Source organism: Paenibacillus barengoltzii NBRC 101215, assembly GCF_004000745.1.
Taxonomy (GTDB): Bacteria; Bacillota; Bacilli; order Paenibacillales; family Paenibacillaceae; genus Fontibacillus; species Fontibacillus barengoltzii.
Genome location: NZ_BILV01000049.1, coordinates 1 through 15110, shown reverse-complemented (window position 1 = coordinate 15110; position 15110 = coordinate 1). Strand labels below are relative to the sequence as shown.

17 protein-coding genes and 1 riboswitch are annotated in these 15110 nt (G+C 52.5%); of the genes, 10 read left to right on the top strand and 7 right to left on the bottom strand.

What is annotated here, in order from left to right:
• Positions 1–468: 468 nt before the first annotated feature.
• Entirely contained in the window at positions 469–1917 is a 1449-nt protein-coding gene (locus tag PBA01S_RS14290; RefSeq protein ID WP_085279828.1) for an aminotransferase-like domain-containing protein, read from the bottom strand.
• Positions 1918–2091: 174 nt separating this feature from the next.
• Here PBA01S_RS14290 and PBA01S_RS14285 point away from each other — a divergent pair, with 174 nt between their 5' ends.
• Both PBA01S_RS14285 and nfsA read left to right on the top strand, forming a co-directional pair.
• Positions 2092–2733, top strand: a complete 642-nt coding sequence (locus PBA01S_RS14285) for a LysE/ArgO family amino acid transporter (RefSeq protein ID WP_127576232.1) — start codon at positions 2092–2094, stop codon at positions 2731–2733.
• 92 nt (positions 2734–2825) lie between these two features.
• Complete coding sequence (gene nfsA, locus PBA01S_RS14280; protein ID WP_127576231.1) at positions 2826–3569, top strand: oxygen-insensitive NADPH nitroreductase; 744 nt, start codon at positions 2826–2828, stop codon at positions 3567–3569.
• 58 nt (positions 3570–3627) lie between these two features.
• Here the strand turns inward: nfsA and PBA01S_RS14275 are convergent, their stop codons facing one another.
• Positions 3628–4458 (bottom strand): TatD family hydrolase, encoded by an 831-nt coding sequence (locus tag PBA01S_RS14275; RefSeq protein ID WP_127576230.1) that lies wholly within the window; start codon positions 4456–4458, stop codon positions 3628–3630.
• A 212-nt stretch (positions 4459–4670) separates the two neighbouring features.
• On the opposite strand from PBA01S_RS14275, the gene PBA01S_RS14270 reads away from it, so the two are divergent.
• From PBA01S_RS14270 to PBA01S_RS14260, 3 genes are all read left to right on the top strand, one after another.
• On the top strand, positions 4671–5636 hold the full coding sequence (locus PBA01S_RS14270; RefSeq protein ID WP_085170683.1) for a tyrosine-type recombinase/integrase: 966 nt from the start codon (positions 4671–4673) through the stop codon (positions 5634–5636).
• Positions 5637–5975: 339 nt separating this feature from the next.
• Positions 5976–6596 carry an HD-GYP domain-containing protein gene (locus PBA01S_RS14265; protein WP_016313691.1) on the top strand — a complete coding sequence of 207 codons (621 nt, stop codon included), beginning with the start codon at positions 5976–5978 and terminating at the stop codon, positions 6594–6596.
• Positions 6597–6622: 26 nt separating this feature from the next.
• A complete protein-coding gene (locus PBA01S_RS14260; protein WP_127576229.1) occupies positions 6623–6958 on the top strand; it encodes a hypothetical protein in 336 nt (111 codons plus the stop codon).
• A 19-nt stretch (positions 6959–6977) separates the two neighbouring features.
• Here PBA01S_RS14260 and PBA01S_RS14255 read toward each other — a convergent pair whose 3' ends face one another.
• Genes PBA01S_RS14255 through PBA01S_RS14240 form a run of 4 tightly spaced genes read right to left on the bottom strand, consistent with a single transcriptional unit; the run spans position 6978 to position 10007 of the window.
• Positions 6978–7793 carry an ABC transporter ATP-binding protein gene (locus tag PBA01S_RS14255; protein WP_127576228.1) on the bottom strand — a complete coding sequence of 272 codons (816 nt, stop codon included), beginning with the start codon at positions 7791–7793 and terminating at the stop codon, positions 6978–6980.
• 29 nt (positions 7794–7822) lie between these two features.
• Positions 7823–8593 (bottom strand): ABC transporter permease, encoded by a 771-nt coding sequence (locus PBA01S_RS14250; protein WP_127576227.1) that lies wholly within the window; start codon positions 8591–8593, stop codon positions 7823–7825.
• A complete protein-coding gene (locus PBA01S_RS14245; protein ID WP_009223991.1) occupies positions 8590–8883 on the bottom strand; it encodes an MTH1187 family thiamine-binding protein in 294 nt (97 codons plus the stop codon). The genes PBA01S_RS14250 and PBA01S_RS14245 overlap by 4 nt, the downstream gene beginning before the upstream one ends.
• A 56-nt stretch (positions 8884–8939) precedes the next feature.
• Positions 8940–10007, bottom strand: coding sequence for an ABC transporter substrate-binding protein (locus PBA01S_RS14240; protein ID WP_127576226.1), 1068 nt, complete (start codon positions 10005–10007; stop codon positions 8940–8942).
• Between the two features lie 155 nt (positions 10008–10162).
• Positions 10163–10275: riboswitch (TPP riboswitch) on the bottom strand.
• 306 nt (positions 10276–10581) lie between these two features.
• On the opposite strand from PBA01S_RS14240, the gene PBA01S_RS14235 reads away from it, so the two are divergent.
• The 4 genes from PBA01S_RS14235 (at position 10582) to PBA01S_RS14220 (ending at position 12801) form a co-directional block, all read left to right on the top strand.
• On the top strand, positions 10582–10782 hold the full coding sequence (locus PBA01S_RS14235) for a cold-shock protein (RefSeq protein ID WP_009223993.1): 201 nt from the start codon (positions 10582–10584) through the stop codon (positions 10780–10782).
• 173 nt (positions 10783–10955) lie between these two features.
• Positions 10956–11177 (top strand): cold-shock protein, encoded by a 222-nt coding sequence (locus PBA01S_RS14230; protein ID WP_028539860.1) that lies wholly within the window; start codon positions 10956–10958, stop codon positions 11175–11177.
• Positions 11178–11357: 180 nt separating this feature from the next.
• A complete protein-coding gene (locus tag PBA01S_RS23150) occupies positions 11358–11888 on the top strand; it encodes an MASE4 domain-containing protein (protein WP_127576225.1) in 531 nt (176 codons plus the stop codon).
• Positions 11827–12801, top strand: coding sequence for a GGDEF domain-containing protein (locus PBA01S_RS14220; RefSeq protein ID WP_503826049.1), 975 nt, complete (start codon positions 11827–11829; stop codon positions 12799–12801). The genes PBA01S_RS23150 and PBA01S_RS14220 overlap by 62 nt, the downstream gene beginning before the upstream one ends.
• Positions 12802–12813: 12 nt before the next feature.
• Here PBA01S_RS14220 and PBA01S_RS14215 read toward each other — a convergent pair whose 3' ends face one another.
• Positions 12814–13305, bottom strand: a complete 492-nt coding sequence (locus tag PBA01S_RS14215; RefSeq protein WP_028539858.1) for a CcdC family protein — start codon at positions 13303–13305, stop codon at positions 12814–12816.
• A gap of 171 nt (positions 13306–13476) precedes the next feature.
• Here PBA01S_RS14215 and PBA01S_RS14210 point away from each other — a divergent pair, with 171 nt between their 5' ends.
• Positions 13477–15000: a beta-propeller fold lactonase family protein gene (locus PBA01S_RS14210; RefSeq protein ID WP_164744163.1), complete on the top strand. Its 1524-nt coding sequence runs from the start codon at positions 13477–13479 to the stop codon at positions 14998–15000.
• The last annotated feature ends 110 nt before the right edge of the window (positions 15001–15110 follow it).

The window sequence follows — 15110 nt, the reverse complement described above, 5'->3', positions numbered from 1 at the left end:
GATCGAACGGGATCATGTATGGAGGAAGTTGAATCGCAACTCAATAAACGGGATGAAGGGTGGGGATATGGAACCGTTACTGATCGCATGGGATAGACATGGGAAGGAGGGGCGCTGATCGAACGGGATCATGTGTGGAGGAAGATGTACCGCGGCGAATTGAATGGAATAGACGTGAAAATGAGGAAGTGACTGATCAAAGGGGATAATGTGTAAAAAGGAAGTTGGAGCACAGCTAATTGAACGTGATAGTTTGTGGGCTCGAGGAACCGCAACTGATCAAAAGGGATCATGTTTGAGGGAGTGGAACCGCAAATTTGAGAAGATGGGCGTGTGAAAGCGGAAGTTCGCTGACCAAATGGGATAATGTGTGAAGAAAGTGGAACCACAATTGACCGAACGGGATAAGCGTGGACGAGTGACCCGTCTGAGGGGCCCATGTCGTAGTGCGATAATCCATGGGCGGGCTTAATCCAAGGAGCGGACGATTTGGCTCAGACGGGCAATGCCTTCATTCAGTTCCTCGGCGGTGGCGTAGGCGTAGGAGAGGCGCAGGTGGCTGCCGGAGGCGCGGTCGTAGAGGTGGCCGGGGTTGACCAGGAGGCCGGCTTTTAGGGCGGCGTCAAATATTTTGCGCGGGGAGGGGGAGTTGTGTAGGTTCAGCCAGATGTAAAACCCTCCCTGCGGCACCTTCCAGTCCGCGATATCGCGGAAATGCCGCTCCAGCGCGTCCACCGCCGCTTCTCGCCGCAGGTGGAGTGCCGCCCGCAGCCGTTCAAGGTGGCGGTCGTAGTTGCCGCTCCCGAGCCACTCTGCTGCCATCTGTTGCGAGAGGGCGCTGGAGCCGTAATCGCTTTGCATCTTGATGTCCGCGAGCCGCTCGATGACGGGCTGCGGCCCGGCAATCCAGCCAATCCGCAGGCCCGGGCTGAGGGATTTGGACAAGCTGCCGAGATACAGCACGCTGCCGCTGGTGTCATGCGCCTTTAGCGGCAGGGGCGGCGGGGCGTCCAGCCATAACTCGCGGTAGACATCGTCTTCCACGAGGGGCAAGCGGGCCGCCTCACAGACGTCCAGCAGCAGCTGCCGCCGCGACTCGCTCATCACCGTTCCGCTCGGATTATGGAAAGTCGGAATGGTGTAAAGCAATGCGCCCGCATACTGCTTAGCGTACACGGAAACGAGGTCGGCGCGCAGGCCATGTTCATCCATCGGCACGCCGCGCAGCTTCATTCCGGCGCTCTGAAACACGGGCACCGAATACAGATACGACGGTCGTTCGGTCAGTACCGTTGAGCCCTGGGGGAGCAGGCCGACGGAAATGAGCTGGAGCGCCTGCAAAGCGCCGGAGACGATCAGCAGCGAGGCCGGCGAGACGGTGATGCCCTGACGGCGTAGCCGGGCAGCGATGACCTCCCGGAGCCGCAGATCCCCGTTAGGTTCACCATAGCCCAGGTACGGGACCTTGGCGGCCATCCGTCCCAGCAGTTCGGCCATCTCATCCTGCGGCAGCAGGTCGGGGCCCATCTCGCCGGTGCCCAGCCGCAAAATGCCAGGCTGGAACTCGGCCCGGTTAATCTCCTGCACAGCAGGTAGATTAGGGTATTGCACGCCGGAGCTGACGTACTCGTTCCAATCGGGAGGCGGGGAGGCTGTTAGCACGCCCCACGTGTGGTTAACGACGCGGGTGCCGCCGCCCCGGTCACCTTGAAGCAGCCCGGCTGCGATTAGTTCATCCAGCGCGGCGACGACTGTGCTGCGGTTAACCCCAAACCGCGCAGCCAGCTCCCGTTGGGACGGGATGCGCGTCCCCACCGGCCATTCGCCGCTGGCGATCCGGTCACGAAGATGCTCCATGATTTGGCGATGGAGCGGAATCGGCGAATTTCGGCTGGGGCGCCAAGTCGAAGGATTCATATGGAAGACCTCCCTCTTTTGCAGAATGGTCGATTTCTTGCTCGAGCGGTGTTATTTTCCCATTATATCGTTTGGTTGGTTTCAGTTCCATCCAAATGGATGGAGCCAAGTTGGAAGTGGGCAGGTACAATAAGGTTCATGACAAGGAGAGACAGAGATTAGAGGGGGAGAGAGATGGTTAGTGCTGCGATTCATGGGTTCTTTTTGGCGTTTGGGCTTATTCTGCCATTAGGTGTGCAGAATGTATTTGTATTTAACCAGGGGGCTGCCGGACGAAAGCTGCGCCGGGCGTTACCGGCTGTTCTGACCGCTGCTTTGGGCGATACAATATTGATTTTGCTGGCGGTGTTGGGAGTCTCGGTGTTGGTCTTGTCATGGACTTGGCTGAAAACCGTACTCTTTGCTGCAGGCGCTGTCTTTATGCTGTATATTGGTTGGACGATCTGGCGGGACGTGTCCAAGCCGTCTTCCGCAGGGGTATCTGGGCTGCCAGGTAAACAGCAGGCGGTGTTTGCCTTGTCGGTGACGTTTTTGAATCCACATGCGATTTTGGATACGGTTGGCGTGATCGGGACAAGCTCTCTGGATTATACCGGCTGGGCGAAAGGGGCGTTTACGCTGGCTACGATTCTGGTATCGTGGGTATGGTTTTTTGGATTAGCATGGGCTGGCAAAATGCTTGGAAGCCTGGACCGTGGAGGTCAACTGCTTCGGGGAATCAACCGATTATCTGCGTTGATCGTTTGGGGACTGGCACTATATATGATCGGTTCCGTGATCGCTGATCAGTTGAATTCAGGCGGCGGGGCGCTTTGAAGCTCAGTATGAATGGAACTCGGGGGCTTGCTTCCCGTTGGTGGAAGTTCCATAATTAGGAATGACATCAAGCGAGGAAAAGGAGTGAGGAGATGAACGAGACGATATCGAAGATGCTGGAGCATCGTTCCATTCGTAAATACAGCGATCGTCCGGTGCCCCGGGAGGTCGTCGAGCAAATCGTATCTGCAGGCCAAATGGCCTCCAGTTCCAGTAATGTACAAGCCTATACCGTGATTGCCGTGACGGATGCGGATCGGAAGACGAAGTTGGCCGAGCTTTGCGGCAACCAGGCTTATGTCGCGGAGTGTCCCGTATTCCTGGTCTGGTGCGCAGATTTATCGAGACTTAAGCGGGCCGCCGAGCGGCATATTCCTTCGGAAACGACGTATGAAGGTACGACAGAGAACTTTATTGTGGCGACGGTCGATACGGCGCTGGCTGCTCAAAATACCGCCATTGCCGCAGAATCGCTTGGCCTTGGCATCGTATATATCGGCGGTATCCGCAACCATAGCGAGGATGTGGCGGATCTTCTGGGCCTACCGCACTTGTCGTATCCCGTATTTGGCATGTGCCTTGGTTACCCGGATCAAACCCCTGAGCTTCGTCCAAGGCTTCCGCTGCCGGCAGTTCTACACTGGAACCAGTATGATACAGCCGGGCAAGAGGAACAGGTGGCAGCTTACGACGAGGTCATGTCCAACTATCTGCGTGAACGGACCAGCGGGGCAAAGAATACCCCTTGGTCCAAGCTGATGGCCGAGAAGCTGGCGCAGCCGGCGCGGCTGCATATGCGTGAATTTTTAGAGAAGCGCGGCTTTACCTTGAAATAATACAAACAGCAAAAAGCTGTCCCATTCGGTTTGCAACCGGGGGCAGCTTTTTTCGTCGTTATGATATTACGTAAAAGCGTCGCGTGTTCTCGTATAACCTCGCTGCGGCTTCTTCTGGAGGAATGCCCAGCAGATTCGCCCAGGCCATCGCGACATGGCGTGTCATGCGCGGATGGGTGATCTGACCGGTAAACGGTCCTTCAAACGGCCAAGGCCCGTCCGTCTCGGCCATCACCTGCTCAGGCGGATAGCGCCGGGCAAGGTCTTGGATCTCCGGTTCGTAGACGATATCCGGCGTAAAAGAGATCACATAACCGCGATCCGCCATACGACGCACAGTGGCTTCGGCCCCCTTGAACCAGTGGAAATGTGCCTTCGTCACATCGTGCCGTTCCAGCAGATCGCAAGCAAGATCGGCATCTTCGTATACCGCATGCAGTACAATCGGTTTGTCTAATGCTTTGGCAAGCATCACAAACTTTTCCAGCAGATCTACATAGGGTTCAAGCTCAAAGGGCTTTCCTTGCTGCAGTGCTTCTTGCCGCGTGTAATAAGGAAGTCCGACTTCACCGACGGCAATCATATCCCCGGCATGCTGCTTGATCCAATTCAGCAGGTAATCGATTTCCCGATCTTCCGGGATAGGCTGCTCGGGATGGAATCCGAATGCCGGGCGTACCAGGTTCGGATAACGCTCCGCCAAAGCGTTGTTCAACTTGCAGGAATCTAAATGCATCGAAACTGCAATCACAGCCTCCACTCCACAGCCCGGCAGCTCTTGCAGCAGGCGGTCGCGGAGATTTGCATCGTAAAGGTCTATATGAATATGGGCGTCAATGAACGGAATTTGGATTTCCTTCGGTAATTCATGAAGAAGAATGTTGGACATCTCACCAGCCCCTTTCCAAAAACAGGTTAAACCCTTGTACTCATTATACCTGTTATCTAAGTGGGATTCCGCGGTTACCACGGGATTTCTTCGTTTTTTTGCTAGAGAATGTCCATCCTGTAAAAGGTTAATTCTTACAGCGAACAAAGCCATGTCGTACAATAACAATTATGCGACAAAAATTAAAGTCAACAGGAGGTCCGTTACATAAAATGGGTACTAATTATTTGTCCGCTGTAGCCCAACAATTTCCGTTCCATTTATCAGTCACACAGGATTATCAGGACGAACAGATTATTCAAATGTTCTTGACGGCATGCGCCAAAGCGCCAAATACCCGTAGAAACTATTTTAGGGCTCTAGAGCAATTCAGGCAATTCCTTTCGGGAATGCGTTTTCGGGATGTGACTTGGAGGGAAATCGAAGCTTATAAAATCTACCTCACAAAGGGCTTCTACCGTGATGGCCAAAAACCGCTTGCTCCAGCCAGTGTGGCTGCATTTATCGCACCGCTGAAGTCGTTTTATAAATGGGGAAGCGACAGCAGCATCGGCTTTTTCGATCATAATCCGGCGCAAAATGTCCGTATCCCGGCCATTGCCGTAACGAGCCGCAGACATTATCTGACTCGCAACGAAGTAGGCAAGCTGCTGGAAGCGCTGCGCCGCCAAAGTCTGAGAAATTACTTGATCGGCCTATCCCTGGTGCTGTTGGGCCTTCGCGTGTCGGAGCTATGCGGCATCAAGTGGAAGGATTTTCATACTGATATGTTGGAGACGTCCATCTGGCTCACTGTATCCCACGCAAAACGGGGAAAAACACGCGAGGTTAAAATTCCACGCGAGCTCTGGAGCATGTACCAGGAGCATGCACGCAGATTGGCAAATGGGCAGGAACCGGATCCGGAGCTGAAGCTGTTTGCGATTACGCCGCGGCAAATCGAACGAATCATTAAACAAGCAGGGATTGCGAGCGGAATTCAGAAGCAGCCGACCCCCCACTGGTTAAGACATACCAACGCGACGCTGGCATTACTGCAGGGCGCCTCGCTGCAGCAGGTTCAGGAAAGCTTGGGGCACTCTCATATCAACACAACTCAGCGCTATCTGCACACCGTCGAGCAAATAAAGAAGGCGGCTCCCGACTTCGTGCAGGACAGTTTGATGGAATTTATGTGATTTTTCTATTTTTTTAGTGCTATTTATCTATTTTTTTGTGTCGAAAATAATGCAAAAATCGCTCTTTTGTCCTATAATGTAACAAGGGTTAATTACAAACCTTGCCAAATTTCGACCAGTTTTTACCTAGGGTTGTCGCATAATTGTTATTGTACGACATGGTCTGATTTTCATCCGTTTGCTCTGAATCATCATCGGGTAGAAAGCGTTAAAAATTAACTGGTTTTTAGCAAAAAAATATGAGTCAAAAGAACTTTTTTTTCTTCGGGAAATAAGGAACGTCGACTCCGACACGGGAGAGACGAAAGACGACACAGGTTTTTTTAGGGGGCAGAACGGTTGACTGTTTTTAATGAGTTCGTCGACGATTGGTATATGGACTATAGCCCGGAAGCTGTGAAGTGGTTTAACCTGCTTGTGCGCAGGCATCCGGAAACCTATCATCATAGCATACGGGTTGCTATGCTGGCGGAGAAGATCGCCGAGCCGCTGAAGATCACCGGAGCCGAGAAGGATATGCTGGTCCGCGGTTGCTTTATGCATGACATCGGCAAGACGATGATCCCTCGTGCCATCATTGAGCAACGGGGGCCGCTGACGGAAGCCCAGTGGAGGATCATTAAGCTGCATCCGGTTATCGGAGCAGAGCTGGTAGAAGTGGATCCTGCGTTTGGGCCGGGCATTGCGGATATCGTTCGCTGGCATCATGAGCGTTGGGATGGTCGCGGGTATCCGGATGGGCTGAAGGGGAAGGAAATCCCCTATAAGGCGAGAATCTGCGCGGTGGTTGACGCCTTCGATTCGATGACATCGGATCGGCACTATCGGGAACGGAAGCTGACTATGGCTGAAGCCAAGCTGGAACTGCACCAACATCGTGAGACCCAGTTTGATCCGGAAGTGGTGGATGCGTTAATGGAGCTTTCCGATGATATGCTAAATATTTACTCCATCATGTGATCAGCGAAAGATCAGGAGGAATGGACATGGAAAAAGAGTCCTGGAGCCGTTCGGTTACTCCGGAGGAACTGGAGGCAGCGAAACGGACAGGAAGGACTTTGCTCTACCTGCGCGTAACCTTACTTCCCGAATGTACCCAGAAGCTGGAGCGATTCCGGCTGATTGATATGAAGTTAAACGCCTATGAGCAGGTGCTTGACCGGATGCCGAATCTCTCAGATCCGGCAGGGCATTTAGAATCCATTGAATCGGTGACTTGGCTCATTGCCGTCGCTGGGGAAGCCCAGCACCTGCGGCGATGGGTCGAACTGATGCTGGATGTGGATCAGGTGGAGGTTACCGAGGTGGCAATGGAACGTTGATAGCAGGGGGAAGTCTATTTCAGACTCCTCCTGCTGCTATTTTGCGCTGCTCCGCCGCCATCATCGCCGCAATCTCCCGTTTTAATCGCATAAAATCGGGGTCCTCCAGCATTTCCTCACGCCGCGGCCGGGGAAACGGCACCTGGATGGTGTGCAGCACATGGGCCGGCCGGTTCGTAAACAAAACGATCGTGTCCGAGAGCATGAGCGCCTCTTCGATGCTGTGCGTAATCATCAGGACGGAGCGCTTGTTCTCTTCCCAAATATCCAGCAGCCAGCGCTGCATTTCACTGCGTGTCAGGGCGTCGAGCGCACTAAACGGCTCGTCCAGGCACATGACTTCCTGAGGGGCGAGCAGTCCCCGAAGGAACGAAGCCCGCTGCTGCATACCGCCGGACAACATATGAGGATAAGCTCGTTCAAATCCGCGTAACCCCGCTTTTTCGAGCCAATGCTGAATTTCCGCACGGGAGCTCTGCTTTCCGGCTCCGGCGATTTCCTGCGCCAACACAACGTTATCCTCGATCGTCCGCCAAGGGAACAACGCAGGCTGCTGCGGCACGTAACTGATATGTCCGCGCTGTCCGGTGACCGGGCGTCCCTGAAGGAGCACCTCGCCATGATCCGGCGCGGTCAGACCGCCGATGACGTGGAACAGCGTGCTTTTGCCGCAGCCAGAGGGGCCGATGATCGACACGAATTCACCAGCCGGCACTCGCAGTGAAATGTCCTGCAGCACTGGTACTTCCCGGCGCCGGTCGCGGAACGTTTTATGAATCTGCCGAACCTCCAACGCGGGGGTGGCGTTATCTTTGGGTGTAGATGCTTCGCTCATAAACCAAGCCTTCCTTTCCGTTCGCTTCTCTATCTCCGGTCGTTCGCCGGTTTATAGCGGACAAGCCATTTTTCCAACAATGCAACACAGGCGAACATCGCCAGGCTGATGGCCACGATGATGGCGATGGCGACAAAGATCTTATCCGTGCGGAACGATGCCTTCTGCAGCATCATATAGTAGCCAATGCCTTTGTCTGCGCCAATCCATTCGGCAATGACCGCCCCCATCACGCTGTAAGTTGCGGCGATTTTCACCCCGGACATGATCGAGGGGATCGCATAGGGCACCTCCAGCTTGCGGAAAATATCCGCCTTGGATGCACCAATCATTCGCATATAATCAAGCATCGCCCGGTCCGTGCGGCTAAGTCCGTCCATGGCTGCCACGGCGACAGGGAAGAAGCAGACGAGCGTAATGACGATAATCTTCGGCAGGATGCCAAAGCCGAACCAGATCATCAGCAGTGGCGCCAACGCAATGGTGGGCACGTTTTGACTTAAGATGATGAGCGGATACAGCGATGCCTTCAGAAACGGGACATAATGCAGAACAAACGCCGTCAGCAGGCCGACAAGCGTCCCGATGGCAAAACCGATCAGCATCAGCCGCAGCGTTGCTAAAGTATGTTCCCCCAAGCTGGCCGCACCGGCAGCTGCTTCACGACCGATATCCACCGGGCTGGGGAGAATCCATTTCTCGATGTGGAACCAGGCGGTCGCGCCTTGCCAGATCAGTAAAAACAAGATGACCGCCACGAGGGGCGGCCATATGCTGTGCCAAAGGCTGCGGAGATTCATGGCCGATATTTTTCGATCAGCTTATCCATGCTGACGCCTTTGGGATTGTAGGAAATTTTAATTTGCGAAATGATGCCCGTGCTGCCGAATTCAATGACGGCTTCATTCATTTTCTTCACGATGGCCAGCAGCTCGTCGAGATCTCCCTCCATGGTCGTCTCCAGGGGATTCACCTGATATTTGACGCCGGAAGCTTGAATAACTTCAATGGCTCGGTCTACATAGGGAATGACGTCTTCACCGTTAGGCGTTTTCGGAATGATTTGAATGCTTAATAACGCGTTTGGCATGGGTAAGTTCATCCTTTCGAATAGGAGTTTTGGCATTAAAGAATTATTAAAGGTAGTTATTCGCTTGGCAAAAACTCGTTGGTAAAAGCGGCATCCACATCAAGCGGTTTCTCCAGGAGCTTGCGTTCAAACATCCAATCGGAGTAGTTTTGCCACACTTCTTTCTTTTGCTCGCCCCAGCGCGGAGCATCGTCCTTGTATTTCGGGCTGAGCCATTTTTGACTGGCCACCACCAGGTCTTTGTCGAGCTCGGGTACAGCTTTCAGCAGGATCTGCGCCGCTTCTTCCGGATGGTCGATCGCATACTGATAACCTTTCGTCACAGCCCGCATAAAAGCTTTTACAAGCTCAGGGTTATTCTGGATTGTCTTCTCGTTCGTCACGAGTACCGGTGTGTAGTAGTCCAGCTTCTCGGAGAAATCTTTGACATACAACATGTCCAGCGGCTCGCCCCGCAGCTCGGCCTCAACGCCCGTCCAGGCGTAGAAAATCCAGGCAAAATCAATGTCCCGTTTTACCGCTGTAAAATAATCAGCATCCCCGATGTTAACGAATTTCACCTTGTTGACATCAGCGCCTTGCAGATCCATGATCGATTGGATCACCGCTTGTTCCACCGGTGAACCCCAGCCGCCGTAGGCTTTGCCCTCGAAGTCCTTTGGCGACTTGATGTTCTTCTCGACAGGGGCAGCGAAGCCGGACGTATTGTGCTGAATGATCGCGGCAATCGAAACGAGCGGGACGCCTTGGATTCGGCTTTGCGTCACGTTCTCTTGCACGCTGACGCCAAACGGCACCTCTCCTGAGGCCACCATCGCTTCGGCGCCGCCGGAACCAGGCAGGAGGATGTCCACATGCAGTCCTTCCTCGGCGAAATAGCCTTGATCCTTGGCGACGTAAAGCCCGGTATGGTTCGTGTTAGGGCTCCAGTCGAGCACGACTTTCACATGTTGCAGCTCTGCATTAGAGGCTTGATTGGGTGCGGCGGCTTCGGTATTTTGTCCGCCCTGGTTTCCGCCTTCTGCCTTCCCGGCACGATTCCCATTCGCTCCGCCGCAGGCGGACAATACCAGCAGCAAGCAACCAAGAAATATGGCCAGTGCGGTACGTACTTGAACTTTCACGACTCCGACTCTCCTTCGTTGGTGTAAATTTCCGCAGCTTGTTCTTGGTATAACCCTGGATGTGCGTCCTTAAGCGTAACTTCCAACTTCCGGATACAAAAAAACGTCCCGGATCCGGGACGCGATAGGCAATGGAAATGACATGTAAAATAAGTTCATCACCATGGTATGGCTCCCTACGCTGGCATTATCCAGATCAGGTTGAAGGGTCAGTATCTTGGAGGGATACACTCTCAGCCGGCCAATTCCAGCACCCCTGAACAATATGACTGCAGATTACATCTGTCATTATAGTTTTCAGTAGTTAGATTTGTCCAGTCTTTCCGGTAGGCTTGAAAAAACAGGGGATTTGCTTTTTATCTGGCAAAAGGCTATAATGAGATCAAATCATGTTTTTGAAAGAAGATATCATTCACGCATTGAAAAGGGTGTCACTTTTTTAAAACTGGAACTTTTTTCAATGTGTGAATTTTTTTTATACAAGTGGTGCATGTTCAATAAGGGTCAGCCTTTATTTGAACGACTTCTGTTAAAAAAATGAATCATGTTAATCTTAAACAGGAGGTATTCTCCCATGGAAACTGGAACAGTAAAATGGTTTAACGCTGAGAAAGGTTTTGGCTTCATCGAAGTGGAAGGCGGAAATGACGTATTCGTTCATTTCAGCGCGATCACTGGCGAAGGCTTCAAAACCCTCGACGAAGGCCAACGCGTACAATTCAACGTGGTTCAAGGCAACCGCGGCCCTCAAGCCGAGAACGTTGTAAAACTGTAAGCTAGTTAGAAACTGCTCTTAATGCGTGCTCGCATTAAGGGCAGTTTTTCTTCGCAAAGATCATTAATGAGGTTAATTCTTCAGAAGTCCGCTTCTGATGATACATATAACACTACAACAAAATCATCAATGCACCTGGTTGGAACGTTCACCTTGAAGAGGAGGGGAATTTTATGAACTACCGTAAAAAGACGTTAGAAGAAATTCCTGAGGAAAATACGCCGGTATGGACCTGCACTAGCGATGACTGCAACGGGTGGATGCGGGACAATTTCACCTTTGATTATAGCCCCGTATGTCCGCTCTGCTCGTCCGAGATGGTCATGGGGATGCGCATGCTCCCTCAACTGAGCAATCCAAGCTCCGATCAAAGATCGTCGGCCAAGAAGGCTTAGGCGCTTGTACCCTTTCATGGGACCAGTGACCTAAGCGAACGCAGCCGTGTTCGCCTTTCGCGAATGCGGCTTTTTTATGCCCTTTGCTAAAGTGAGGAGCTACCTAAGAAAAGGATTGCATCCCTATCTAAAATCGAATATGTTTAATTATGACATGTTTCGACAAGCAGGAGGGCGTTGATGCGCGTAAAGTATAAAGTGGCACCCCAGGTTTTTGACATCCCCTACAGCCCAAGGCAGCGAAAGTGGGCGATTATCCTCTCAGTTTTCATTACCGTCGTGTCGTTGATTACATTACCGTTTGGAATGATTGAACTTCCACATAAAGATCAATATTTATCGGCCATTGTTGGCTGCATTATTTTTGGCAATTTGTTAACCGCCATTACCATGTATAGTCAGTACCGAGCTTCCGGTCTACCGGCTTTGCTGGTTATCTTCTGCACTTATTTGTTCGGTTGTTTCATGTCACTCTTGTACGTCTTGACCTTTCCGAGTCTCTTCATCAACATCGCGGATGTTGAAGCGATTAAGGAGCAAACGGCGGGATGGGTGTGGGTGATGTGGCATGTGGGAATTACCCTGGGGGATCTGGGGATATGCTTTTGCAGGTCGAAAGTGGTCTGCTCCCTTAAAGTCGAAGAAGCAGATCGTTCGATCTGGCACGGCGGGCATTGTCCTTACCTTGTTCCTTGTATTTTTTTCATATAAAGCTTCAATGCTTGCTGTTCAGAGGCTGCCGGGTCTTTTTTATAATAATGATTTATGGCAACTCAAAAATTCAATGATTGGCCCGATCCTATGGGCTCTTAATATGTACGCATTGTTAGTGTTAAGGGTGAGAGTAAAGAGGCAGTCGGTGCTGCACTTGTGGCTGTCTGTGGCAATGTTAGCCTTGCTGATGGAGGTTACGCTGGAGTTATGGGCCGGCATGCGCTTCACGCTTGGATGGTATGTGGCTAAAATCAATTCCCTGATCTCGGCCACCATTGTGCTCTGTGCGATTGTTAACGAGGTGAATCGTTTATTCATCCGACTGTCGGAGCAGCATCGGCAGTTGATCGAATCGGAGGACCAGCTTGAGGTGGCTAACGAACAGCTGCTTCGGTTAACCAATCTGGACGGGTTGACAGAAATCCCTAACCGGCGGAGATTGGATGAGATCCTCGATAGGGAATTGCAAACTCCCGAGGAACGAAGCAACGCGCTATCGCTGCTCATGATAGATATTGATTATTTTAAAGACTATAATGATTATTACGGACATCAAGCTGGGGATCAGGTTCTCAAAAAGGTTGCACAAACGATCTATGCTGCGGCGAAGCGGGAACGCGGGTTTGCGGCCAGATACGGCGGTGAGGAGTTCGTCGTGATCCTGGCCGGTCACCATGCGCAGCAAACGTTAGAGTTGGCGGAACGGCTGCGGGGAGAGGTGGCTGCCTTGGCGATCGAACACCACAGGTCGAAAGTGGACAACTGCGTCACGATCAGTATGGGAGGTTACTCCTTGTGCCCGCACGAACCGATGACGTCGGAGGAATTGATCCGCCATGCCGACGATTGTCTGTATCAAGCGAAGGCAGCGGGGCGCAATCGAGCGATTGTGAAGGGAGGATGCTCCTGAACCACTTACGGTTCAGGAGGCAGTGGAGCTCTCGGTCATTGCCCGGTACTGCTTGAGCATAAACAGCCGCCAGCGAATGATCATGCCATAAGCGAGCAGGAAGAACAGCGCTGCGGTTTGCATGACGGAGACGTATTGTTCTACAGCCTCATGCAGCAGGAGACGGACAACTAGCAGACCAATCAGAATGAAGATAAAGCTGCGGGAACGTTCCGCGTAAATTTCGCCGCCGATGTTCTCGAACTTGGTTGTCCGAATCAACGGATAAGAAAAAAGAAGCCAGCCGAAAGCAAAGGCAATTATGCCCCACAGAATTGGAATATGCGTCTCCGGTACAACGAACATGAAAAGACCGGTTGTCATTCCGAGCGGCGGGATAATGATTTTCTTCACCGTGACAGGTCGACGACTGGCTTTCAGACGGATAAACAGAACAGCGACGGCCATGGCCATCGCACCAACAGTAAAGGCGATTTGCATATACGAGGGATTCATTAGGTTCATAGAGGTTCCCTTTCTATAAGTGTAGTGTATAGTATGTATGTGTTGAGTTATTAGCAATGAGTAATTAGCGATAATGATATAACGTGACTAGCGAACAGCGATTCGCGAGAACATTATAACATACTCGTCTGCACTTGTTTCAAACTTGGTATGGGAAGGGGAAGAAGGAAGATGAATAGTGAATTAACAGTCGCCGTTCATTGCTTGTTGTATTTAGATTCCAAGCAGGATCGCATGGCCAATAGCGAACAGATCGCTAGCAGCGTTGCGACCCATCCAGCCCGCGTACGTAAGGTACTCAGCCTGCTGCGCCGCCATGACCTCGTAACGACAAAGGAAGGGGCCCGCGGCGGGTATATGCTAAAGTGCGAGCTTTCGCACGTGTCCCTCGGCGACTTGTATCGCATCTTCGCTCAAGGATCGCTGCAACCCAACTGGTGTTCCGGCAGTGAATGCTCTTCCTGTAATATTTCCTCGAACATCCCTGCCGTGATGAACCAAATCTACAGCGGGGCAGAGAAACAGGTGGAGATGTTTTTTGATCGGCTTCCATTGTCTGAAGTGAAGCAGATGATGGATAAATTTGAGAAAGAAAGGGAAGAGAAATCGGTGAGCAAGGAAGCGAGGCAGCACTGGTACTTTTTTGTAGGTTCCTATGCCGATCGCGGGGAGCCGGGAATTTATCTCTGTGAGCTGCAGAGGGACACCGGCGAAATGCGGGTTATCCACGAGACTGCGGGTCTTACCAACCCTTCCTTCGTGATCTTCGATCCACAGGGGATGCGATTGTATGCGGTAAGTGAGCAGACTGAAGGGCAGGTCGCTGGATTTACGGTTGATCCGAAGGATGGGAAGCTGGCGATGCTGCACAGCGAACGGGCAACGCTGGGGGCCGACCCGTGCCATCTGGCTTTGAAGTGGGGGCGGGATACATTTTTGCTGGTCGCTAACTATTCCAGCGGGCATGTGAATGCCTTTACACTGGAACCGGATGGGGCATTAGGGGAAATGACTGCCCTGATCCAACATGAAGGCAGCAGCGTTAACCAGGAGCGCCAGGAGTCGGCTCATGCTCACAGCATTGTGCCTAGCCATGATGGTCGGTTCGCCTTTGTCTCCGACTTGGGGACGGACCAGATTGTGATCTATCGGTTGGAGTGCGGGCGGCTCTTTAAGCATGGCGTAACCCACTTGCCGCCCGGGGCAGGTCCACGGCATTTCGTGCTCCATCCATCAGAACAGTTTGCGTACGGCATGAACGAGTTGAACAACACGATGACGGCGTATACGTTCGATCCTGTGGAGGGACGGCTTGAAGCGATCCAGCACGCCAGCTCGCTGCCGGATGATTTCCAAGGGGAGAACTACCCGGCTGATATCCACTTCTCGCCGGATGGACGTTACGTCTACGGATCGAACCGCGGACATGACAGCATTGTACGTTTCCGTATCGATGAGCACACCGGTCATCTCGTAGACCCGGAATGGACGAGTGTGGGAGGCAGTTGGCCGCGGAACTTCGCCGTCCTGGAGGACTATGTGTTGGTGGCCAATCAGTACAGCGGCAATATCGCCGCCCTGCGGCGAGATCCCAACAGCGGCAGTCTGACACCGGCGGAGCATAGCTTGAAGATCAGCAAACCTTCCTGCATCGAACCGCTGCCGGTGAACTTTGCGGCGGGTACGCCAAATTAGAAATTAGATAGTAAGAACATCTAAGCGGACGAGGATCCGACCCAGACACCCGAAGGCCAGCATTTGCCGGTCTTCGGGTGTTTTTGCATGTGCGGCGTGCCCAGCTAAGC